Raw genomic sequence first — 23513 nt, forward strand, 5'->3', positions numbered from 1 at the left:
TGTTAGTAGATTTCACAGCGGGGTGGTGTGGACCCTGCCAGACATTAGCTCCTGTCCTCCAGGAAGTGAAAGCACATTTTGCCGAGAACCTGTCTATCCTAAAAATTGACGTGGACAAAAATCCAGCATTGGCACGCGGCTTTGCGGTGCAAGGTGTTCCTACATTGATATTATATCACTTAGGCCAACAAGTATGGCGACAAAGTGGACTTCTTACTCAAAGAGATCTAATCGCAATTATTGAAAAATATATTTCTTAATCGATGTTATCGGAAAGATCCGAATTCGAATATAGGATCTTATTCATCGCTATTTTGTCAATACGATTGCCATCCATGTCAATTACTTCGAGTTTCAATCCTTTGTAATTGATAGATTCACCTTCCGCCGGAATATGATCCAATAACAAAAATACCAAACCACCGACCGTCGTCACATTCGAGATTTCTTCTTCATCCTCTTCACTGAGTTCGATTTCAAATCGCTCAAAGAAATCATCCAGCTGATAACGTCCATCAATGATGTAAGAACCGTCTTCACGCATACGAACTAACTTGGATTTATTGTCTTTGGTCTCTTCGTCAAATGCGCCAACTAAGTTGCCTAAGATGTCTTTTAGCGTAATGATACCTTGGGGAGTACCGTATTCGTCAATCACTACCGCCTGGGTAACCTTACTGCTTTTTACGACTTCCAGCACCGAATATATTCCGCTATTTTCGTTAACGAAAGGTATAGGCTGAATCAATTTTTTGATATCTGGATGGTCATTCAGCAAATAAGCTTTAAGTAGGTCTTTGGTGGTAATGATACCCTTCATATTGTCAAAGTGACCGTCACACACAGGATATTCAGTATGGTTAGATTTCAGAATATAATCACGGATCTCGTCAAAGGTATTCTGCATATCCAAATAGGTAATATCGTTACGGTGTACCATGATATTGATAGCACGTTTGTCACCAATATCCAATAATCTATCTACAAAATCGTGTTCAAAACCTTCGATTACGCCGCTATTCACGCCTTCGTCGACGAGCGCTTTAATTTCTTCTTCGGTTACGGCATTGCTGCTGGACTTAATGTTCAACAGTTTTACGATAAAATTGGTCGATATGGACAAAGACCACACAAATGGTCTTACGATTTTGCTCAATGTATCCATTGGAATAGCGACGAAGGACGCATATTTCTCTGGTATTGCCATACCTATTCGTTTTGGTACTAATTCACCGATAACCAAGGTAAGATAAGTAATTGTTATTACGACAAGACCAATGGAGAGGGTCTCACTGTAAGGTGCTAATAGCGGAACATTTTTTAATACTCCAGCCAAATATGTCGATACCGCTCCACCTGAAAAAAAACCGGTCAAAATACCGATTAAAGTAATTCCAATTTGTACGGTGGATAAGAATTGGTTAGGATTATCTTTTAATTTGAGTGCTCTTTTTGCCCCTGTATTTTTCTCACTAATCGATTGTAAACGTGCTTTTCTACTGGAAACTATGGCTATTTCGGAGGCGGACAAAATACCATTAAGTACCATCAACACCAAAATGACGACTATCTCTGTTATCATAAATATGATTGTAATCTTCTATTGATTACGAATATAATAAAATAATAGGAGTTACTCGTTTAAAACTTTTATAATTTGGTGCAAACGTTTGATATAAAAAAAAGCTTTATTTAATTCAATGAAATATTGATATTGGTGATTAATTTGAAAATCAAGTACATGAATTTAACCAATAACGTTTTGTTAGAGCTTAAAGATGTAGTTTCTCAATTTGATATTAACGGCGAAATCGAAAGTATTGACAAGTTTGGGTCAGGGCATATTAATGATACTTTCAAAGTTCGTATTATCAACTCGGAGACAGCTTTTTTACTCCAAAAGATAAATCATCATATTTTTCCCGATATAGATGGCCTAATGAAAAATATTCAATTGGTCACAGATCATCTGAAATCCGTACTGGCTTCAATGGTCAATGAAGTAGAGAAGCACACCCTTACAATTATACCTTGTAAGAATGGGCTTCGCTACTATAAGGATCCTAATGGCAATTATTGGCGGATATTTATCCTTTTGGATAATGTAAAGAGCTACGATATTGTGGAGACGTTCCAGCAAGCTTTTTCTGGTGGTCGTGCCTTTGGACAGTTCCAGAAGCAGTTGTCCACGCTGGATGCTCGTCAGATTGTGGAGGTCCTTCCTAATTTTCATAATATTGATTTCCGAATGAAAAATCTTCGGACAGCTATCGTCAACAATCCGGTTAATCGTGTACATGAGGTAGAGGATATTTTGGCGTATATCTATTCACGGGAACATCGTATGCGTACCGTGCTTCGTATGGCCGAAGAAGAGGAGTTGCCTTTGCGGATTACGCACAATGATACGAAGTTTAATAATGTATTATTAGACGAGAACGATGAAGTGCAATGCGTTATTGATTTGGATACAGTCATGCCGGGATATGTGGCTTATGATTTTGGTGATGCGATTCGTACAATCATCAATTCTGCTGCTGAAGACGAAAAAGAACTTTCCAAAATTGTACTCAATATACCATTGTTCGAAGCCTATACACAAGGTTATTTGTTAGAAGCGGACTTCATGACGGAGAAAGAGGTGGAATCGCTATTCTATGGTGTGCTGCTATTGCCATTTATGCAGGCAGTACGTTTCTTGACGGATTATTTAGAAGGTGATCAATACTACAAAATTCATTATATTGACCATAATTTGGTTCGTACCCGTGCACAGATTAAATTAGTCCAAGAATTGGAAAAGCATGAGGAAGAGCTAAAAGGTATATTAAGAAACAATCTATCTCTCAAAAAATAATGAAGTCATTACAAGTACATAAGATTCAGATTCCGACCATAGATAGTACAACGATAGAGTCAGCCTTTGAAGGGATATCATGGCAAAGTATCGATCAGGCATCCTGGGCAGGTCAATATCCTTATACCCCTGAGGTGAAATTTAAGATTGCGTATGACGATCAACATATTTTCCTACAATATGATGTGCAGGAGGAATATGTAAAGGCAAGCGCGATACGAGCCAACGAAAATGTATGGGAGGATAGCTGTGTGGAGTTTTTCCTATCTTTTGATAATAAACAAACCTACTACAATTTTGAATTTAATGTGCTGGGAACGGGACTTATTGGCTATGGACCTGCAATCAAAAGTGAACGTAATAGGCTGAGCGCTGAGGAAATAGATACTGTAGATGTATGGGTTAATCTAATTAAAAATAAAGGTGTTAAGCGATGGAGTTCGGTACTAATAATCCCGAGAACTTTATTTGGCGATGTTGCATTGGAAGGGGAGACATTTCATGCGAATTTTTACAAATGTGGAGATGGCCTGCCGCAGCCACATTTCATTTCGTGGAATAGAATTGACTATCCGAAGCCAAATTTTCACCTACCGGAATTCTTCGGTGAAATCCAATTCGTAAAGTAAGCAAGGAACTTTAATATAAATACTTTATAAAAAAACGCCCCAAGTACAAACTGTAACTTGGGGCATTTTAAATTTATATTACTTTTTTTCGTTCTTGAAAACCGTGTAGCTTTCGATGATATAAGCGCGTAAGTCTTCTTCTGTAGTGTTTTCGATAAATTCCACAGAAGGCCTAAAACGCTCCCTAAAGAGGGCTATATCGGCTTCATTAAGCGGCAATAAGGAAGCTATGAGATGCTTGGTGAACCGGCGGTCAATTTTCCGTGCTTGATACTCCTCGTACAATATATCCATACTGCGTCGTGCATTTTTGGATTCACGACTAAAAAGGCGCGAAGGCGAAATCTTAATGCCTCCTTGATTACGTGGGATCTCTACTATTTTTCCTGCATTACGTGCCTTTTCTAGTTCTTTGGCAAGGACATTGTCTGTCAGGCGCTTGACCAATACTTCGTCAATGGTTAGGATACTTTCATCCTTATTGAGATAGATACGTCGGATGGCGTCATCGTAATAGAAAATAGTATCCGCCTCGTAACCAAAAATCTGAACAGCCAAATAATCATTGACCTGCCCTTCAATTTTAAAGGCCCCATTTCTATCCGAATTCGTCACCTCTTTGGTACGAATATTTTTAATTTCTACATTTTGTATGGGTTGGCTCGATACCAAGTCATACACAAAACCTTGTATGTTTTGTGCGTGGCTCATGCCAACCACAGCCATAAAAAATGCTATAATGCTATATCTTATCATCTATTTTGTTTTCCAAGAATTATTTTCGGGATTGAAATCAGGATAGACATTTCTAGGGTCTAACTGCACCTTCGTTAACTTTTCTGTCGAATTTAACTTGAATGTCCACGTTTTGTTTCTTTCCCATACTTCTACTGGTAATTTAGTTGTTATTTTTTTACCACTCTCTGTCGTTGCCTCAATTTCTATCGGCATAGGCAACTTACCCAGATTTTGTACAGTCACTAGAGCGCCTTTTGCAGGGTCTAGCTCGACATAGCGTACTTCGGAGATAGCCTGATCCATTTGCCAATTATTTTGGAACATTCCGCGCCAAAACCAATTTAGATTTTCACCTGTTTCATTCTCTATCGTACGGAAGAAATCGTTTGGTGTGGGATGTTTATAAGCCCAATATTCAATGTACTTGCGGAATGCTACATCAAAACGCTCAGGACCAATAATCTCTTCACGCAATAGGCGTAACGCATAAGCCGGCTTGTAATAAGCAAGGTACCCGATATGACGTTCACGCATGTTTTGCGGAGAACTTGCAACAGGTTCTAAACTTGGATTAAATATAGCTTGTGTCAGGAAGTTCTTGTTGCCGTAGCGCATATTATACTCACCTTTGTTAAAGTGCGCAGTAGAGATTTCATTGATAAATGTGTTGAATCCTTCATCCATCCAAGCATGAAGTCTTTCATTGCTACCGACAATCATCGGAAACCAATTGTGTCCGAATTCATGGTCAGTCACTCCCCAAAGGTCGCCACCCTTAGCTTTGTAACCACAGAAAGATAAAGCTGGATATTCCATACCGCCAACATTAGAAGCCACATTGACAGCTACAGGGTAGGGGTATTCGTACCATTTTTTAGAGTAGTGCTCTATAGACGCTTTAGTGTATTCTGTCGATCTTTCCCAACCATTGCTACCATTACTTTCTTCGGGATACAGTGATAAAGCCAAACTAGTCTTGCCCGATGGTAAGTTGATTTTGGCACCATCCACAATGAATGCTGCAGATGAAGTCCATGCGACATCATGCGCATTAATTAATTTATATTTCCACGTCAGCGTATTCTTGTTCGGACGGGAGTTTTTATCAGTCAATTCCGCTAAATTGCGAATCATCACGGTCTTGTCAGAATTTTTAGCCTCATTGTAGCGCGCTAGTTGCGTGGAAGTCCACACTTCGGATGGATTCAATAATTCGCCGCCCAATGCCACGATATGATTAGCAGGAGCTGTAATCTCCACGTTGAAGTCACCAAATTCTAAATAAAACTCACCCGGACCTGTATAAGGTTGCACATTCCAACCTATTATATCGTCAAAAACACATACTCGCGGATACCATTGTGCGATTGCATATATTTTACCATTTTTGGTTGGTAAAATCCCCGTTCTATCAGCTCCATATTCAGGCACCGCAAATTCAAAATCCATAGCGAATGTTACTTGACCACCCTTTGCGGCTAATGCTTTAGGCAGGTTGATACGCATTCTTGTATCCGTGATGACATAGTCGGTCGTCTGCGTATTGTTAATTTTGACATTTTGTAAGGTATATCCACCCTCGAAAGTGCTGGATGCACTGCCATAGCGGCTGTCACTCAGCGGTACAATAGCTTGACCTCTAGACTTAGAGTTGAATAGGTTTTGATCCAACTGAAACCACACAAAATCCAAATCTTCAGGGCTATTGTTCGTATAGGTAACTGTTAATGAACCTTTGATTCGATCCGATTTGTCGTCAAGCGAAGCTTTAATGGTGTAGCTTGCTGCATTTTGCCAATATTGCGGTCCGGGCTTGCCACTTACTGATCGGTATACGGATCCATCCGAGGTATAAAAACCTGGACCAAAAGCTTCTAAATAGCTGTATTCACTTTTCACTTGTGCTTGCGCCAAGGGAAGGGATAGGCTGGCCACAGCTAGGCCTAGAATAATATTTTTCGAAATATTTCTTATCATAAATTAGCTAGTTTTTGTTTATATGTATCTTCGTTAAAGCCTAATATAAGTTCATTTTGTACTTCAATGACAGGACGTTTAATCATGCTGTTATTTTGCAATAGGACTTCGCGTGCCGAAGCATCATCTACTACTGTAGCTTGTTGCTCGGGAGTCAACTTCTTCCAAGTGGTCCCTTTTTTATTAACCAACTCTTCCCAAGAAACTATTTTTTCCCATTCCTTTAGTTTAGATTCTTGTGCGGGCTCTTTTTTATAATCATGAAAGGTGTATTCGATTTGGTTTTCATTCAGCCAATCCAACGCTTTTTTTACTGTGTTGCAATTTTTAATGCCGTAAACGTGTAACATAATATGTATTCTTAAGTATTTGCTATAATAGCATAAATGTAATGATTATTTCTATTTTGTACCGTCATAAATTTGATAGATAGTAGCGAAAGGCATCAATACACTGATTATCGATGCTTTTCTAATATAATAGCATATCGTCGGATATCATAGTGTATTTATTACACCATTATTTTTTTTACTGAAAAAATAATTATATTTTTATAACTTCATTAAAAATAATACAAAATGAGCCTAATAGATTATAAAGGTGTTTTGACGGGAGATCAAGTTCAAGAGTTATTTGAAATCGCTAAAAAACACAAATTTGCTTTGCCTGCTGTAAATGTAATCGGCACAAACTCCATTAATGCAGTTCTAGAGACAGCTAAAGCTGTAAATTCACCTGTTATTGTACAATTATCAAACGGTGGTGCACAATTTTATGCTGGTAAAACATTAAATAACGATGGATTAAAAGCATGTATTTTGGGAGCTGTATCAGCTGCTCAACACGTTCATTTATTAGCTGAGCACTATGGTGTTGCGGTAATTTTGCACACTGACCACGCGGCTAAGAAATTACTTCCTTGGATTGATGGTTTACTTGACGCTGGTGAAAAGTTCTTTGCACAAAACGGCAAGCCTTTATTCTCTTCGCACATGTTGGATTTATCAGAAGAGCCAATTGAAGAAAACATCGAGATTTCTGCGAAATACTTAGCGCGCATGAAGCCACTAGGTATGACTGTGGAAATCGAATTGGGTGTAACAGGTGGAGAAGAAGATGGTGTTGATAATTCGGATGTAGATAGCTCTAAATTATATACGCAACCTGAAGAGGTAGCTTACGCATACGAAGAGTTGTCAAAAGTATCTGACAAATTCACTGTAGCGGCTGCTTTTGGTAATGTACATGGTGTGTACAAACCAGGTAACGTGAAATTGCAACCTGTTATTTTGAATAACTCACAGCAATATATTCGTGAGAAATTTAATTTGACAGCAGAAAAACCTGTGAACTTCGTATTCCACGGTGGTTCAGGTTCTTCTCCGGAAGAAATCGCTGAAGCAATCTCATACGGCGCTATCAAAATGAACATTGATACAGATATGCAATGGGCATTCTGGGATGGTGTTCGTGGATATGTAGCTAAAAACCATGATTATTTACAAGGTCAAATCGGTAACCCAGAAGGTTCTGATTCACCTAACAAGAAATATTACGATCCACGCGTATGGTTACGCAAAGGTGAAGAAGCTTTTGTAGAACGTTTGAAACAAGCGTTTGCGGAGTTGAATGCTATTGATGTAAACAGCAAATTGTAATAACATAGCATCTAACAAAAAAGGGAGTCCGAATTTTCGGACACCCCTTTTTAATATTCATTTTCCTTAATATTTAGTGCTTTTGAAACCCAATTTAGCAAGTCCATCTTTTACTTCTGGCGCGTTCATAAAAAGATCCCAAATAAAATTGTTCTTGTAATTTTGAATCATCACGACCATAGGGCCTTGATCGATTGCCAAGTAACGTTGCGGAAACCAATTTTCAGTTTCGCTATAGGCGTCATAAAAACCATATTTACCCCAAGTTTTATCTGCTAGATTATCCATTAGGTATTTCATAAAGTTCATACTTTCCTGCGGAGCATATGGAATAGAAGAAATAGCTGCAGTAGGAGAGATTACACCTGTGGGGTCATTGTCCGGGTGATGGGAGTTATATCCATTCGTCGAGTAGCTCGCGGTCCATCCCCAACCTTTATCTGCGCCATAACCTTTGAAATTTTTAGGGTTTGCTTGTGCGTAGGCTAGATGTATTTGAGTGTGATTTTTTACGACATCCTCATAGTTTGCATATTGATCTTGAAGACCAAATGGATTTAATCCAAGGAAAGAATAATGCGACCAGAATAATGGACCTACTTCTCCTGGTTTTGCATTGTGCTTCACCAGCGTAGGTATTTCATATTTTTTGTTATCACTCTTAATACCGCCGGCTCTAGCCCATCCATTGTGGTAGGTAGAAGCAGGTATCGGATGAGTGGGGGAAGAGGCTGCCAATATGTAAGTAATCATACATTCATCAAATCCTTGAATAGCGTGGTTCATGCCCCAACCGTGATTAGGACTCCAATGCCAGAAGAGTACATCTTTGCCATTGCGGTAAAAATCCCAATTGATTCCACGCCAAAGTGTATCAGCAAGTTTCGCAATTTCTTGTTCCTGCGCATTACCATCTTTATAAAATTCTCTTACTGTGATGAGTGATTGGGCTAAGAATGCGGTTTCTACCAAATCGCCACCATCATCGCGCGTACTGAAAGCTTTTGGTTTGCCGGTGTCTCCATGGTACCAGTGGGACCAAGCACCTTGGAAGCGAGGTATGCTATCCAAAAAATGTAAAGCTTTGTGGAAGCGTTGTAAGCCTTCTTCCTTACTGATAAAATCATTATGTAAACCTACGAGAATAGACATCAAACCAAAACCACTCCCCCCAATGGTGATTACATTTTGGTCATTTTCGGGATATACACCATCGATGTGAATACGCTCTCGCGCTAACCCGGAGTTCGGTTCAGCACCTTCCCAAAAGTATTGAAAAGTTTGTTGTTGGATATTGGTAAGGAAATCTTCTGTTGCCTTATCATGCTTATTTATATCAGATGATTTGCATCCCGATATTAAACCAATTGCTAATAAATATATAAAGTGTAATCTCATAGTATGTAAAATGTATTCCTCCTTAAGAGAGGAGGAATACGAATTATTTAGAAATAAGTCTTGCTGCTGATAAATAATAGAATCCTGATCCGTTAGTGTTGTTTTCACCCGAAGTGACAGTAACTGTTATTTTTCCTGAACTATCAGGCTTAATATCTTTAGCTACAACCGCATTTGTGCTATTATTTGAAGTGTTCAATCGTACAATGACTTCGTTAGTTCCAGAGCAAATGTATTTTGTTTCACGGTTGTCAGAGACATTACCTCTTGACCCGAAGAATGATATATCGTACGTTAAATCTTTGTCTAAACCTGTCAATTCAAATTTGCTTTGTACAATTGTCATTCCTCCAAATGCAGCTTTAGAATTACCAAAGTAGGAATATCTCGAAACAGTAGCAGGCATGTTTAATGAAGTATTGCTTGTTGTTGGTCCGTCTGCATTGACACCATTAAAACGTTCAGTAATGGTTAATTTGATGCCAACATAGGAGCCTATGCTATCTTTTAAATTAATAGAAGTGCCAGCTAAGAATGAATTGATTTGATTCCAATGGTTAGCAGCAGCGTTATTTCCAAAATCCAATAATACACTACTTGTCAAAGGTCCACCGGCTCCTCCTTGGAAATCAGTCATCGGAGTTACTTCGTTTGGTTTTTGTATAGCCAGGTGTGCTGCATTTTGTGCTATCGCAACTTCAAAATCGGATAAACCTTGGGGCTTATAACTATTACCTACAACGTTAATCCCCATAAGACTTTCATACCAAGTACAGGCGGCTAAATACCTGCCTAAAGGCATGCTCAAATGGTAACCATCACGTGTGAAATTGTCTTCTACAACACTAGTTCTTCCATTTTGAATAGCCGTTCCAGCAGGGATAATTATATCAATGTCAACCAGATCTTTCGCTTTGTTTACTGCATCTACAATGGCTTTATACATTTCCATTTGGTCTTTGTTATAATTATCAAATCCCGCATGTGTTGAGTTTTTTGCATACGCCCAAGTTTGGTGTAAAATAAATTTTACATTTTCATTTTTAGCCCGCGGTGCTACATAGTTGTACAATTCAGCCAAGGAAGCAGACCATGTGTCAAATTTTCCAGAATTAGAACTTTCCTGTTGAAAACTGATATGTGTCCAATTTTCGCTTGCCAAAGCTGTCGCAATGGATGTATTGGCTACTGTAGTTTTATTTCCTTCAGCATCAATTTTGCGAAAGCTATATGCGCCGGCATTTGCTTTTACATTGTTTACATGCTGCGCTAAGGTAGCACCACCAATGTACAGATTGCCAATAATGATTTTCTGACCATTAGCTTTAGCTATATCATATAAATGTGTTTCAATTGCATCCTCTGAAAAACTATTACCAATAGCTAATACTCGAATCGTGCCATCGTCAGCTGGATCAGGAATAATAGTCATCTCTGGTCGTTCCATTTTTTGACAGCCCATTACTAGAATAAGAGTCAAAAAAGAAATTATGTTATATATCAATTTCATAATATGCTATTTATAGGTTATCTGTAGTCTGGGTTTTGGATTAAAACTCCAGCCGATTTATCAATTTCAGGTTGAGGGATAGGGAAGAAGCGATGTTTTAGCTGATAATTCACATGACCTGCGTCACGCATTGTTTGTACATCAATTTCCCAGCGAATCAAATCATAAAAACGCTCATTTTCCATCCCTAATTCGACTTGTCTTTCATGACGAATCGCATTACGAAGAGCTACTTGATCGCGTGTAGTGACAGCAGGTAAAATAGTAGCGTTACCACCTCTCGCACGCGCTCTTACACGCTCTAATAAGTCTAATGCTAAGTCAATATTTGTATTTCCACCTACTTCGTTAGCTGCTTCAGCTGCGAGAAGCACTACGTCGGCATAACGAATCAGACGTACATTAAACCAATCTCCAAATCTACTACCGTATCTTGATCTTAAAGTTGGATTTGTGTATACTTTTTTATTCCAATAAGGTCTCGGCAGATTGTCTGGTAGTACTTCCCCATAAGGCTCGTTTCGCTGACCAGAATATAAAAATGTTACATCTTTACGTGGATCGTTTGGCTCAAAAGCTTCAAGTAGTCTAGGGTGAGGAATATTCCATCCCCATCCCAAATCCCAAGAACCTGATCCGCGCACACCTTGACGACTAGCATAAGTTACCCCAAAATTTTGAACCCCATCAAACAGGGCTTGAATTTCAAAAATTGATTCTTTACTATTCTCACTTTCCTCGCGGAAAATCATATTGAATGGAACACTCAAATCGTAAACTTCTGAATTAATTACCTGCATAGCAGAAGCTAAAGCCTCACTAAATCTTTTGCGCGCCATAAAAGCTTTCGTTTGTACAGCTAATGCTGCACCTTTTGTGATACGGCCAGGATGGCTAGGCCAAGTAGATGGTAAATAGGTAACTGCATCAGCTAAATCTGCATCTATTTGCTGATAAATATCATTAATGCTAGATTTTGGAACATTCGCTGAGGCTTGATCGGTAATTCTGAAATTAATTAACGGTACCTCACCAAAAGTCCTTACCATATTAAAGTACGCCCAAGCACGTAAAAATTTCATTTCGCCAATATTTGCTAATGTCCCTTCTGAAGGATTATCAATTGAATCAGCTGTCGCTAGGACATTGTTCGTAAGGTTTATTAAATTATAATGTCCAGTCCAATAATTATTTACCAACCAATAGTCTAATGGATAATTGAAATTGTCGAAAATAGGTCCTGCACTAGCTTCATCACCCGTGCTGCTTCCTAATTGCGCATCATCCGAACGAATGTTGTGTAATGCAACGTAGGGTAGACCACTTGTAGCTTCAGAGCGTAAGCCAGCATATGCGGCAAATACTTGACCTTCCAACGACCCTGTAGGCATATCCTCCTCGGTAAATCTCCCTTTTGGTTTAATATCTAACCAATCTTTACTACAACTTCCAAAGAGTATTATAAGGAGAATGCTAGTGATTATTTTATATCTATGTGTTATTGTTTTCATAATGAATAACTTAAATAATCTTTAAAAATTTAAATTTAAACCAAAAGTGTAAATTGCAGGAACAGGATAAGTCCCATTGTCTACACCAAATGATGTTGTGCTACCGCCAATTTCAGGAGTGAATCCTGTATTATTTGAAAATGTTGCCACATTCTGTGCATTTAAGAAAAGACGTAAACTTTTCAAGCGCATACGTGATATTGTTTCTGATGGTAAGGTATATCCTAATGAAATATCTCGGATTCTGAAGAAGCTACCATCTTCAATAAAGTAAGTTGAATATTGTCTATTTACTGATCTTCCTTCATGTATGATTGGTTCCCAATTTGATGATCCGACACCATTCCACCTACCTAATCTATCCGTCAAAAAATTATAGGTAGCAAATTGATTTTGATTCCAAGTTCTTAATATTTCATTTCCATAAAGCCCTTGTAATTCAATTCCTAAATCAAAATTTTTGTAAGTTGTACCTAGTGAAATACCATAATAAAAATCAGGAGTAGGATTACCAATCATAGTTCTGTCTTGTGAATTGATTACACCATTCCCATCAAGATCTCTGTATTTTATATCCCCAGGTAGGAAAGGCCCTCCACCTAAGCCATTGGTCGCGTATTGATTTACGTCGGCTTGTGTTTGGAATATTCCGTCGTGAATATATCCCCAAAAATATCCAATAGGGTACCCCGCAATAGTGCGAGAGGCCCCATTGATAATATCGTAACCATCGGTAGAAAGTTTTACTACTTTGTTTTTTACTGTTGTAATATTACCACTTATGGAGTAACTCCAATTCTCATTCAGGCTTTGTGACCATGACACACCTGCTTCAAAACCCTTATTTTGGATAGTACCTAGATTACTTAGTCCTGGCTTACTACCTAAGATACCTAGAACACGTACTAAAATATCTTCCGTATTTTTATTGTAATACACAGCTTCTACACTCAAACGATTTTGAAGTGCATTTAATTCAAAGCCTGCTTCCCATGCCTTAACAACTTCCCAATGCAAGTTCGGGTCTGGAATATATTCAGCTTCATATGCTGGAATTAAATCATCACCAAAGACCGCAGAATTTCCTGGAACCATTAATGGGTACATTGGATACCAATTTCCGCCTACATTTTGATTTCCTAATGAAGCCCAGGAGGCTTTCAATTTTAGATTATTTATAGATTCCACATTCTGCATGAAGCTTTCTTGACTGACTACCCATGCAGTACCGATGGAATAGAAATTTTGCCAAGGTTTACCATTTTTTGCAAATGCTGAACTTCCATCCCTACGAAAAGAGGTGTTTATTAAATATCTTCCATCGTAATTATACAATGCTCGACCTAACCATGATAATGTACGGTATTCAGATGCGGTTGAATTTCCGGTTGTTGTATTAGGATCCCCAATATTAACATACCAGTAGTCTGGATCATTCGGAATTTCTATGCCTTGACCTTGTGTTCTACGAGCTGTAGTGGCCTCAAGACCTTGTAAATAGGTAGTAAAACCTCCCATTAGAGTCAGGTTATGTTTATCAAACGTGTTTTTATAATTTAGTAGCCAATCTGTTTGATATTTGTAATGTGTATTTTGTTCGTGATTAACAGAAGTTAATTGATTTCCTATACGTTCTCTTTTATCATCGGCTTGGATATCTGGATTATATACGGATACTAATCCTTGATAAGATCTAAAATTGTTAAAACCATAATCTGCTGAGAGGTTAACTCTAAAATTAAAGTTTTTTAGGAAGTCAACTTCAGCATACCAGTTTGCTAATGCTCTATAGTTAATACCTATATATGTGTTTTTACGTTCTTCAATATCTACCAATGGATTATTCACTTGTGCACGTTGAAAATCAGGCATTGAGTGATAAAGACCGTATTCGTTATTAAAAACAGGTGCAATTGGAGCAGCAAGTATAGCTCCGAATACTCCACGTTGTTGCGGCAATCGTGCTCTATAGCCGTTTAATACAATTCCTGTTCTTAAATTATCAGTCAATTTAACTTCATCAGTAACATTAAAAGTTATTTGACTATGTTTTTCATGATTGATAATACCTTCGTCTGTTGAATATCCTAAGCCCATTCGGAAAGTGTTATTATCTGTAGCTCCGCTCACGCTCAAATTGTTATAGTTTAAGATGCCGTTTTTGAAAATTTCATCTTGCCAATTTGTATTTCCCGTCCAATTTGTATAATCGTATGGATAATTACCTTGGTTAAAACGCTGCTCTTCATACAATTCTTTGAACTGTTCGGCATTTGCCATGTCCATGCGTTTTGCCACATTCTTTATTCCTAATCGGGAATTAAACTCAAAATTTAATTGGCCTAATCGTGCGCGTTTCGTAGTTATGGCGATGACACCATTTGCACCACGTACACCGAAAATAGCTAAGCTAGAAGGGTCTCTTAATACCTCAATGGTTTCAATGTCGTTTGGATTTAAGAAATTAATATTATCATTTAATAACCCGTCAACAACATAAAGTGGCTTAGCGCCATTAATTGAATTAGTACCGCGAATGCGGATATCAGGCTCTTGACCAGGTCTTCCTGAATTTGTTACTTGCAATCCCGGCACCTTGCCTTGTAAATTCGCAATAGGATTTGTTCCTGGCTTGTCAACAATATCTTCTCCCTTAATTTGGGTGATAGAACCTGTTAGGTCTCTCTTATTAGCCCTACCATATCCAATTACAACCACTTCATCTAGCGCTTGATCATCGCTATCCATTAAGATGTTGTACGAATTTTGTGAAGTGATATTGATGGTAGTAGCGATGTAACCCAGATATCGCGCTGAAATAGTGCCTGAAGTTGGAACTTCCAATGTAAAGAAACCATCCGAATTTGTCTGCGTACTTTTACCGTCGCTAGCGATGATGGTTACTCCCGCTAAATTTTCCAGCGTAATTCTATCCTTTACGGTCCCTGTAATAGTTTTTACCTGCGCATAGGCATAGCTAAAACTTAGGGAGATAAGAATAAAGAGAGTATATAACTTTCTCATAAAATAATGTTTGGTTTTTAAAATTAGTTACCTGCAGAGGTTCTTGTGTAGAACATACTATGTGTACAACAAATATGTGATGTATTAGTTTGAATATGAAATATAAGTATTTCACATTATTACTTCATGTAAAATACCTTCTACATGGAGTTAATAATTTTTTGTTTAAGTATTTGGTAATAAGAGTTTTGTGATATTATTGTTCTTGCTCTAAAAATTATAATCTGTGTATTTTATACACAATATGCGTGTAGTAGTGATGATGTAGTGATTATAGCTCCATTAGAAACTCATTAAGATTTTTGTCGGTAGCTAAATTGAACTTTTTGCGTAGCCTATACCTTCTGATTTCGACTCCACGGATGCTAATATTTATGAGTGATGCAATGTCTTTACTCGACATATTAAGACGTAGATAGGCGCACAGTTTTAGGTCATTTGGAGAGAGTGATGGGTAATTAACTTTTAATTTTTTGAAGAAATTTTCATGTGACTCGTTGAAGCTTTTTTCAAATAAATCCCAGTCTCTATCATCGCTTTTTGCATTATTGATTAAAGTGTTGATTTTCTGCAGCTGTTCGTTGGATAATGCTTTGCCATTCTTATCTCTTAATTTCAAAAGTTCTTGGTGTAAGTTGTCCAGGAGCTCATTTTTATATATTATGTTGGTCGCGGCGTTAGCCAGCTCCCGGTTTTTTAATTCCAGTTCCTGTGACAATTGTTCATTTTTGAGCGCCATCAATTTTTTTTCATTTTCTTCTGCTTCTTTTCGAAGCAGTTCTTCTTGTTGCAATTGAAATTCATCGCGGATTCTTTGCTTGTCTCTTGCGATTTTGGCAACAATCATTTTGCGGCCGATATAATATGCAATGCCTGCTATCAGGCCATAAATGAGCAGCGCTTGCCAAGAAAGGTACCATGGAGCCTGTAATTTAAAGGTGATGGCGGTGACCTCCGAGTACTCTCCATTATCTGAAATTGCACGTACTTTAAATGTATAGTTTCCCCATTCCAAGTTTGTAAAGTCTACATAAGGCGTCTCCGAAGAACTTGACCATTCGGAATTGTACCCCTCTAGAATGTACTGATACTTTAAGGCGGTACTAGCATACCAAGGGGAGATGAAGTGGATTCGTATGTTATTTTTATTGTTTGGGATTTTTGTAGTAGCATACAGATGATAAAGGCTATCTTGGTTGGCATTCAAATATCGGTATCCTTTTATCAGCGGTTTGGTAATAGGATTTTTTTTGTAATTATTAAGATTGAAGACAGCTATTCCATTATCCAAGCCAAAAAATAAATTGTGCTCATAGGGTTCGACATTCTCATAACTTTTCATTACCGAATTGCCTATCGCGTTGAAGCTGCTCGAGTCTATCTGTATCTTGGATTTATCAAAATACACTTGCGCAAACTTGCCATTGCGCGCAAAAATGTATTTATTCTTGTCGATTTGCTTTACATAATTGGATTTAGAGAAATCGCCAAGTGATTTATTTAATTCAGTATAGGCATTGAATTTTGAAAGCACATTGTCATATAGAAATATACCTTTATCCGTGATAAACATATTATTGCCCTCGATGCTAATCGTTTTCAGACGTTGTATACTAGGGAAGTCTGTTGCGAACCGAAAAGTTTTTAGAACTTGCATGGTCTTAAAGGTGCTGGAGAAATCAACGAGTAGCAGACCTTTATTAAGCACCACCCAATATTGATTTTTTTCCTTGCCAAGAAGATCAAATATTGCTTCTTTAGGGAGTTGGAATTTGTGATTTAGTACCCAATTATTCTCTTGGAATAGAAAAGTCGCCAGGCCGGTATAATTACCTTGAATAAAAATGGAAGGAGAATGTTGTTTGTTGATCCAACCACCCGTCCAATCACTGATTTTTCTGACTTTGTTCCCTTCCACTGCAAAGGTTCCATCATTATGCCCGCAAATCAACTGGTTATTTAAAATTTCCAAAGTCCAAACCTGACCCTGAGAGCCGGGAATGAATTGTAGGTCGAAATTGTTAATATTTGCTTGTAAACGCCACGGAGCATAGAAAAGGCCTTGATTGGTGCCCACATAGATATGATCCTGAAATATTTTAATCGTATAAACAGTACCGATCTCACCAAAAATATCTTTGTAATAGTAGAAAGGCGCATTAATTTCAATCCGGTCAATTCCATTATCCAGACCAGCCCAAATATTGCCTTGCTGGTCTAATGTCATACTTAGTACCGTGTTGTTTTGTAGTCCATTACGTTTGTGTAAGTGCTGTAAAAGTTGACCCTTTGTGTCTAAAATGAAAATACCATTTTTGATGGTCCCAAATGCGTAGATTTGCTCCGAAATTTTAATACCATTATTTATTTGGGCTTCCTTAAGAATAGCATCGAGTTGTGGATTCAAGTTCCATTTGTGAATGGTACCATCGTTGTTCATCAGGAATAAACCTTCTTTGGCTGTTCCGACGAGGTAATTGTTTTCAGCGGTAGGAAGGATAGTCATTATGTTATTTATCTGATCTGAGAGCGGAACTATTGATGTGGGTGTTAATTTCTGAAGACCGGAAGGGATTTTTTCTATCCAAAGATTAGTGCCTACCTGATGAGCAAATAGAAAAGGCTCTCCATTTCCGTACTGTATTTCAATTTTATTGTTCTTATAGATATATAATTTGGAGAATGCTTGAAATATTATAGCATCTTTCAGAATCAATATTTTCCAAATTTCATCGTTTTCTAGAAGAGAGGGCTTTACATGGTCGGAAATTCGATGATAAAGGAACTTTCCATCTTTTTTTTGAAAAAATCCAAATTCCTCTTTCCCGCCTACATAGATATCACCATTCGGTGCAAGGGCGACACTTCTTAAATGTTTTTTGTTACTCAGCGGGTAAAGTTCCCAATTCGCCCCATCAAATACGAGTAATCCTTCATTATTTGCGGTGTATATCAGACCGTCTTTATCCTGAGATATGCTCCAGTTTTGGTTTCCAGCTTTGTATTGTGACTTGGAATAATTCTGAATATAAGGGCTTCCAATTGAAGAGAGAGATTGAGCATTGGCGGTATAAAAGAATAGGAGTACAGCGATCAAAATGTAAATATGTCTCATAAAATCTAATATAGCGTCGAATTACTGAATTTGATGTTTGGTTTTATTGGTTATCAAGAGCTCCTGTCGCTAATATAAATATTAAAATATCTTTCCTTAAAAGATTTTGGAATAATAGTTCATATTGCTTCACGCTATGCGTGGCTACGATGTCATAAAATACATAAAATATCTGCTTTAAAACAGTATATTTGCTTTTTAATTTGAAGGCATAAAACCTGTATGAAGCATATACGTAATTTTTGTATTATAGCACACATTGACCACGGTAAAAGTACCTTGGCAGATAGATTATTAGAATATACCAATACTATTACACAAAGAGAGGCGCAAGCGCAGCTGTTAGATAATATGGATTTGGAGCGTGAACGTGGTATCACTATCAAGAGTCATGCTATCCAAATGGATTATATTCAAGATGGTCAAAAATATACATTCAACCTGATCGATACACCCGGACACGTGGATTTCTCGTATGAAGTATCCCGTTCTATTGCGGCTTGTGAAGGTGCATTATTGATCGTAGATGCTTCACAAGGTATTCAAGCTCAGACTATCTCGAATCTTTATTTAGCCATGGAGCATGATTTGGAAATTATTCCTGTTCTAAATAAGATGGACTTACCTGGTGCCATGCCAGAAGAGGTAAAAGATCAAATCATTGATTTGATCGGTGGTAAACGTGAAGATATTATTCCTGCATCTGGGAAGACAGGTTTGGGTATTCCAGATATATTACGTGCTATCGTAGAGCGTGTTCCTGCGCCAGTTGGTGATCCTGAAGCGCCATTACAAGCGTTGATTTTTGACTCTGTTTTCAACTCATTCCGTGGTATCATGGCTTATTTCAAAGTTGAAAATGGGGAAATTCGCAAAGGGGATAAAGTAAAATTCATTGCCACAGGCAAAGAATATTTTGCAGACGAAGTAGGTACATTGAAATTAAATCAAGTTCCTAAAGAAGTGATCAAAACCGGTGATGTGGGTTATATCATCTCAGGTATAAAAGAAGCGCGTGAGGTAAAAGTAGGAGATACCATCACACATAAAGATCGTCCTAGTCCGAATGCTATTCAAGGATTTGAGGAGGTAAAACCTATGGTTTTCGCAGGTATTTATCCTGTTGATACAGAGGATTACGAGGAATTGCGTGAGTCTATGCACCGTTTACAATTAAACGATGCTTCATTGGTATTCGAACCAGAATCTTCTGCTGCTTTAGGCTTTGGTTTCCGTTGTGGTTTCTTAGGAATGCTGCATATGGAGATTATCCAAGAACGCTTGGAACGTGAATTCAACATGACTGTAATTACTACAGTTCCCAACGTATCGTATAAAGCGTACTTGACGAAGGACAAGGAAGAAGTGGTTGTGCATAATCCTTCCGATTTGCCTGATCCAAGTAAATTGGATATGATCGAAGAGCCATATATCAAAGCAAATATCATCACCAAATCGGATTTCGTAGGTCCAGTAATGTCCCTATGTATCCAAAAACGAGGTACCATTATCAATCAATCGTATTTGACATCGGACCGCGTGGAATTGACTTTTGAGATGCCTATGGGTGAGATTGTCTTTGATTTTTATGATAAATTAAAAACTATTTCAAAAGGCTATGCTTCTTTTGATTACCACCAAATCGGTTATCGTCAGTCGGATCTTGTGAAGTTGGATATTCGTCTGAATGATGAACCTGTAGATGCGCTGTCATCCTTAATTCACCGTAGCAATGCTTACGATTTTGGTAAAAAGATTTGTGAAAAGTTAAAAGAACTTTTACCACGTCAACAATTCGAAATTCGTATTCAAGCATCTATTGGAGCAAAGATTATTGCGCGTGAGACGATTTCGGCGTTGCGTAAAGATGTAACGGCTAAATGTTATGGTGGTGATATTTCGCGTAAGCGTAAATTACTAGAAAAACAGAAAAAAGGTAAAAAACGTATGCGTCAGGTAGGTAACGTAGAGATTCCTCAATCGGCGTTTATGGCTGTTCTGAAGCTAGACTAAAAGAGTTTATCAACCTATAAAACATATTGAATAATGAAATTATTAGACGGTAAAGAAGTATCCGCTAAGATTAAAGAAGATATTAAAAGGGAAGCTGCAGCCTTCACCGCTGCAGCAGGCCGTAAACCACATTTAGTGGCTATTCTCGTAGGAAATGATGGAGGAAGCGAGACGTATGTGGCGAGCAAAATGCGTAACTGTGAATTGGTAGGTTTTGAATCGACAAACATTCGTTATGACTCAGATATTACCGAAGAAGCACTTATTTCCAAAATACAGGAGATAAATAAAGATGAAAATATTGATGGATTAATCGTTCAGTTACCTTTACCTAAACATATTGATCCTGAAAAAGTTACTGAAGCAATCGATTACCGCAAAGATGTGGATGGTTTCCATCCAATCAACTTAGGACGTATGCAGAGAAACCTTCCATGTTTCATTCCTGCTACTCCTTATGGTATTATGTTGATGCTTGATCATTATGGAATCGATACATCAGGAAAGCATGCAGTTGTTGTTGGTCGTAGTAATATAGTTGGTTCTCCAATGAGTATTTTGTTAGCACGCAATAGCAATCCTGGAAATTGTACCGTTACATTGACACACAGCCGTACGAAAGATTTAAAGACTGAAGTGCTTCGTGGTGATATCGTAGTAGCTGCCATCGGCAAGAAAAATTTCGTTACAGCTGATATGGTAAAAGAAGGTGCTATCGTAATTGACGTTGGCATTAATAGAGAAAATTCTACAGAAACAAAATCAGGTTTCAAATTATATGGCGATGTGGATTTTGAAGAAGTATCGAAAAAAGCTTCGTGGATCACACCTGTACCTGGAGGAGTAGGTCTAATGACCATAGTTGGTCTTTTGAAGAATACTTTGGAAGCAGCCAAAGGTACAGTCTATGGCAAATAGATCTTTGGTATTGGCATAAATATTGTAACTCAATAAAGGTTAAATTATTTAAGCTAAAAAATATGAAAAAAATTGCATTATTGGCTGTCATGGCTGCAGCTATAACATTCACAGCCTGTAACAACAATCCTTCTAAAGATAAGAACGCAGATGGTGAAGTTTCTATCGGCGAACATGTAGATCATACGCATGAGCACATGGAAGACGCAGCACATGCTGCATACCATGAAGCAGAGGATAACTACAAAAAAGCTAAAGCTGACTTGGATGCCGCTGTAGAAAAAGGTGATAAAAAAGCCGAAGAAGCAGCACGCAAAACATTGGCGGATGCTGAAACAGTTTGGGAGAAAGCAAAGTCTGATATGAAAGATGCTGCTGACAAAGCTAAAGATGGTATCGATAACGCTGTAGATGCATCAAAAGATGCCGCTAAAAAAACAGGTGATGCGATCGAAAAATCTGCTGAAAAAGCAGGTGATAAAATCGAAAGCGGTGCACAAAAAGTGGACGCTGCTGCTAAAGAGGTAGCGGACAAAACAAAAGAAAGAGCTAATAAAATTAAAGAGGCTTTAAATTAATTCTATAATTAAAGTATTGAATGAAGCGTCTATTTTGCGGTAGGCGCTTTATTTATTTGTGTGTTATGAATAAAGATCAGGTAATTGATGCTTGCTATACCATTATCAATCAGAAAATAGAGCAGGTGAATTTAGCGATAGCAGATGCTAATCAAAGTTTACATGATGATACCAAGAGCAGTGCAGGGGATAAGTACGAGACAAGTAGGGAGATGATTCAACAAGATCTGAACCGCTATGAACAACAGCTCAAAGTACTTCATGCGGATATGGAATTACTTCGCCGCATTCAAACACAAAAAACGGAAAGCTCAAAAGCCGGATTAGGATCTCTTATTCAAACGAATAACGCACTTTACTTTCTAGCTACTAGTATTGGCTTAGTCAGTCTAGGGGATAAGAAAGTATTTAGTATTTCTACGGCTTCCCCGATAGGAAAGCTACTTTTGGGCTTGTCAGTGGGCGATACCTTTACTTTTAATTGTGCTTCGCAAACTATCATTGGACTTTATTAAATTTTTCTAACTGTCCCAAAAGCCCCGTTAATCCCCCGGTGTGTACAAAGAGGATTTTACTTTTTGCAGGAAAAAAATCTTTTTGTATCAAATCGTGCAATGCAAATAAGGCTTTACCGCTATAGGTCGGTTCGATCATAATGCCTGTTGCCTGCACAAAATCTTTCACGAATTCCAGAAGAATAGGATTAGATTTAGCATATCCACCAAAATGGTAGTCTATATGTAGCTGAACGAGTTCCATCGGCGCGTCCAAAATTTTCATTTCCTCGGCGATAAATCCCCCATTTTTCAATACCGGGATGACATGCAGCTGTGTATGGAGTTGTTTGTCAGTTATACCCAGAGCTAGGCCTGCAGCAGTAGTTCCAGTACCTGCGGCACAGAAAATATGATCGTAAGCGTTGTGGAGCTCTGCAATTATTTCCTTGCAGCCTCGAGTTGCTTCAATACCGGCGCCTCCCTCGTCGATGAAATAGCAGGGCGCTAGATTCTCCAGCTGCTGAAAGAGGTTCTGTTTGTTTCTATAATCTTCACGAGAGACAAATATAAGCTGCATACCAAAGAGTCTGCACATATCTAGCAACGGGTTATTAATAGCTTCACCGCGCACAAATCCAATGGTGCGAAAATGGTAAGTGGCGCCAGCGCAGGATGTAGCGAGTAGATGATTGGACCAGGCTCCGCCAAAGGTCACGAGCGTATCTTTTTGTAAGTAATTTGCCTTGTGTAGATTATATTTTAGCTTTCTCCATTTGTTCCCCGAGATAAAAGGATGAATCATGTCATCTCTTTTGAAGAAGACTTCTACGCCTTTGGATTGATAGAGCGGGAGTGTTACCTGTTGCTCAGGGCTGTAAATTTCCATTTAATTTGACTAGGAATGTTGTTGGTTTCAAATCTACTAATTTTTGACTGAACACGGATTTTAAGATGTATTATCGTTTTTTATGTTTTATTTAACTAATAATTTATTTTTTTTAAAATTTTGTTTTGATTTTAATTATTTATATGTAATTTAAACTAAAATTTCAATAACATTAATTTTATAAGTCGTAAAGAATAAGTTTAT

The 23513-nt window shown here is 38.0% G+C and carries 18 protein-coding genes; 8 read left to right on the plus strand and 10 right to left on the minus strand.

Features of this window, described 5'->3' with window-relative positions; genetic code table 11:
• Positions 1-260: thioredoxin family protein (locus EDC17_RS13815; RefSeq protein ID WP_132778653.1), on the plus strand; the 260-nt coding region annotated here is incomplete at its 5' end.
• Here the strand turns inward: EDC17_RS13815 and EDC17_RS13820 are convergent.
• Positions 257-1582: a hemolysin family protein gene (locus tag EDC17_RS13820; RefSeq protein ID WP_132778654.1), complete on the minus strand. Its 1326-nt coding sequence runs from the start codon at positions 1580-1582 to the stop codon at positions 257-259. The two genes, EDC17_RS13815 and EDC17_RS13820, sit on opposite strands and share 4 nt — an antisense overlap.
• 159 nt (positions 1583-1741) lie before the next feature.
• Between EDC17_RS13820 and EDC17_RS13825 the strand changes: the two genes are divergently transcribed.
• Together EDC17_RS13825 and EDC17_RS13830 are read left to right on the plus strand one after the other, a co-directional pair.
• Positions 1742-2857, plus strand: coding sequence for a phosphotransferase enzyme family protein (locus EDC17_RS13825; RefSeq protein WP_132778655.1), 1116 nt, complete (start codon positions 1742-1744; stop codon positions 2855-2857).
• Positions 2857-3486, plus strand: coding sequence for a carbohydrate-binding family 9-like protein (locus EDC17_RS13830; protein WP_132778656.1), 630 nt, complete (start codon positions 2857-2859; stop codon positions 3484-3486). Before EDC17_RS13825 ends, EDC17_RS13830 begins: the two co-directional genes overlap by 1 nt.
• 78 nt (positions 3487-3564) lie before the next feature.
• Here the strand turns inward: EDC17_RS13830 and EDC17_RS13835 are convergent, their stop codons facing one another.
• From EDC17_RS13835 to EDC17_RS13845, 3 genes are read right to left on the minus strand one after another with little or no spacing between them, the layout of a single operon-like run.
• Positions 3565-4242: a hypothetical protein gene (locus EDC17_RS13835; protein WP_132778657.1), complete on the minus strand. Its 678-nt coding sequence runs from the start codon at positions 4240-4242 to the stop codon at positions 3565-3567.
• A complete protein-coding gene (locus EDC17_RS13840; RefSeq protein WP_132778658.1) occupies positions 4243-6201 on the minus strand; it encodes a M1 family metallopeptidase in 1959 nt (652 codons plus the stop codon).
• Positions 6198-6551, minus strand: coding sequence for an arsenate reductase (locus EDC17_RS13845; protein WP_132778659.1), 354 nt, complete (start codon positions 6549-6551; stop codon positions 6198-6200). The genes EDC17_RS13840 and EDC17_RS13845 overlap by 4 nt, the downstream gene beginning before the upstream one ends.
• 228 nt (positions 6552-6779) lie before the next feature.
• Here EDC17_RS13845 and fbaA point away from each other — a divergent pair, with 228 nt between their 5' ends.
• Entirely contained in the window at positions 6780-7859 is a 1080-nt protein-coding gene (fbaA, locus tag EDC17_RS13850) for a class II fructose-bisphosphate aldolase (protein ID WP_132778660.1), read from the plus strand.
• Positions 7860-7925: 66 nt separating this feature from the next.
• Here the strand turns inward: fbaA and EDC17_RS13855 are convergent, their stop codons facing one another.
• From EDC17_RS13855 to EDC17_RS13875, 5 genes are all read right to left on the minus strand, one after another.
• Positions 7926-9257, minus strand: a complete 1332-nt coding sequence (locus EDC17_RS13855) for a glucoamylase family protein (RefSeq protein ID WP_132778661.1) — start codon at positions 9255-9257, stop codon at positions 7926-7928.
• A gap of 43 nt (positions 9258-9300) precedes the next feature.
• Positions 9301-10704, minus strand: a complete 1404-nt coding sequence (locus tag EDC17_RS13860) for a DUF4886 domain-containing protein (protein WP_165894428.1) — start codon at positions 10702-10704, stop codon at positions 9301-9303.
• 80 nt (positions 10705-10784) lie between these two features.
• Positions 10785-12278: a RagB/SusD family nutrient uptake outer membrane protein gene (locus EDC17_RS13865; protein ID WP_132778663.1), complete on the minus strand. Its 1494-nt coding sequence runs from the start codon at positions 12276-12278 to the stop codon at positions 10785-10787.
• A 21-nt stretch (positions 12279-12299) separates the two neighbouring features.
• Complete coding sequence (locus EDC17_RS13870) at positions 12300-15302, minus strand: SusC/RagA family TonB-linked outer membrane protein (RefSeq protein ID WP_132778664.1); 3003 nt, start codon at positions 15300-15302, stop codon at positions 12300-12302.
• 271 nt (positions 15303-15573) lie between these two features.
• Positions 15574-18417 (minus strand): ligand-binding sensor domain-containing protein, encoded by a 2844-nt coding sequence (locus EDC17_RS13875; protein ID WP_132778665.1) that lies wholly within the window; start codon positions 18415-18417, stop codon positions 15574-15576.
• A 222-nt stretch (positions 18418-18639) separates the two neighbouring features.
• Here EDC17_RS13875 and lepA point away from each other — a divergent pair, with 222 nt between their 5' ends.
• The 4 genes from lepA to EDC17_RS13895 all read left to right on the plus strand — a co-directional run bounded on the left by lepA (position 18640) and on the right by EDC17_RS13895 (position 22441).
• Positions 18640-20430 (plus strand): translation elongation factor 4, encoded by a 1791-nt coding sequence (lepA, locus tag EDC17_RS13880; RefSeq protein ID WP_132778666.1) that lies wholly within the window; start codon positions 18640-18642, stop codon positions 20428-20430.
• A 33-nt stretch (positions 20431-20463) separates the two neighbouring features.
• Positions 20464-21348 carry a bifunctional 5,10-methylenetetrahydrofolate dehydrogenase/5,10-methenyltetrahydrofolate cyclohydrolase gene (locus EDC17_RS13885; protein WP_132778667.1) on the plus strand — a complete coding sequence of 295 codons (885 nt, stop codon included), beginning with the start codon at positions 20464-20466 and terminating at the stop codon, positions 21346-21348.
• A gap of 62 nt (positions 21349-21410) precedes the next feature.
• Complete coding sequence (locus tag EDC17_RS13890) at positions 21411-21926, plus strand: hypothetical protein (protein ID WP_132778668.1); 516 nt, start codon at positions 21411-21413, stop codon at positions 21924-21926.
• A gap of 65 nt (positions 21927-21991) precedes the next feature.
• Positions 21992-22441 (plus strand): GreA/GreB family elongation factor, encoded by a 450-nt coding sequence (locus EDC17_RS13895; RefSeq protein ID WP_165894429.1) that lies wholly within the window; start codon positions 21992-21994, stop codon positions 22439-22441.
• On the opposite strand, the gene EDC17_RS13900 is transcribed toward EDC17_RS13895, so the two are convergent.
• Complete coding sequence (locus EDC17_RS13900) at positions 22425-23309, minus strand: 1-aminocyclopropane-1-carboxylate deaminase/D-cysteine desulfhydrase (RefSeq protein WP_132778670.1); 885 nt, start codon at positions 23307-23309, stop codon at positions 22425-22427. The genes EDC17_RS13895 and EDC17_RS13900 overlap by 17 nt on opposite strands.
• Positions 23310-23513 lie beyond the last annotated feature (204 nt).

It is taken from the genome of Sphingobacterium alimentarium (assembly GCF_004342685.1).
GTDB lineage: Bacteria > Bacteroidota > Bacteroidia > Sphingobacteriales > Sphingobacteriaceae > Sphingobacterium > Sphingobacterium alimentarium.

Coding starts and splice junctions, on each gene's coding strand:
- EDC17_RS13820 (WP_132778654.1), bottom strand. CDS start 1,582: ATGATAACAGAGATAGTCGTCATTTTGGTGTTGATGGTACTTAATGGT.
- EDC17_RS13825 (WP_132778655.1), top strand. CDS start 1,742: ATGAATTTAACCAATAACGTTTTGTTAGAGCTTAAAGATGTAGTTTCT.
- EDC17_RS13830 (WP_132778656.1), top strand. CDS start 2,857: ATGAAGTCATTACAAGTACATAAGATTCAGATTCCGACCATAGATAGT.
- EDC17_RS13835 (WP_132778657.1), bottom strand. CDS start 4,242: ATGATAAGATATAGCATTATAGCATTTTTTATGGCTGTGGTTGGCATG.
- EDC17_RS13840 (WP_132778658.1), bottom strand. CDS start 6,201: ATGATAAGAAATATTTCGAAAAATATTATTCTAGGCCTAGCTGTGGCC.
- EDC17_RS13845 (WP_132778659.1), bottom strand. CDS start 6,551: ATGTTACACGTTTACGGCATTAAAAATTGCAACACAGTAAAAAAAGCG.
- fbaA (WP_132778660.1), top strand. CDS start 6,780: ATGAGCCTAATAGATTATAAAGGTGTTTTGACGGGAGATCAAGTTCAA.
- EDC17_RS13855 (WP_132778661.1), bottom strand. CDS start 9,257: ATGAGATTACACTTTATATATTTATTAGCAATTGGTTTAATATCGGGA.
- EDC17_RS13860 (WP_165894428.1), bottom strand. CDS start 10,704: ATGGAACGACCAGAGATGACTATTATTCCTGATCCAGCTGACGATGGC.
- EDC17_RS13865 (WP_132778663.1), bottom strand. CDS start 12,278: ATGAAAACAATAACACATAGATATAAAATAATCACTAGCATTCTCCTT.
- EDC17_RS13870 (WP_132778664.1), bottom strand. CDS start 15,302: ATGAGAAAGTTATATACTCTCTTTATTCTTATCTCCCTAAGTTTTAGC.
- EDC17_RS13875 (WP_132778665.1), bottom strand. CDS start 18,417: ATGAGACATATTTACATTTTGATCGCTGTACTCCTATTCTTTTATACC.
- lepA (WP_132778666.1), top strand. CDS start 18,640: ATGAAGCATATACGTAATTTTTGTATTATAGCACACATTGACCACGGT.
- EDC17_RS13885 (WP_132778667.1), top strand. CDS start 20,464: ATGAAATTATTAGACGGTAAAGAAGTATCCGCTAAGATTAAAGAAGAT.
- EDC17_RS13890 (WP_132778668.1), top strand. CDS start 21,411: ATGAAAAAAATTGCATTATTGGCTGTCATGGCTGCAGCTATAACATTC.
- EDC17_RS13895 (WP_165894429.1), top strand. CDS start 21,992: ATGAATAAAGATCAGGTAATTGATGCTTGCTATACCATTATCAATCAG.
- EDC17_RS13900 (WP_132778670.1), bottom strand. CDS start 23,309: ATGGAAATTTACAGCCCTGAGCAACAGGTAACACTCCCGCTCTATCAA.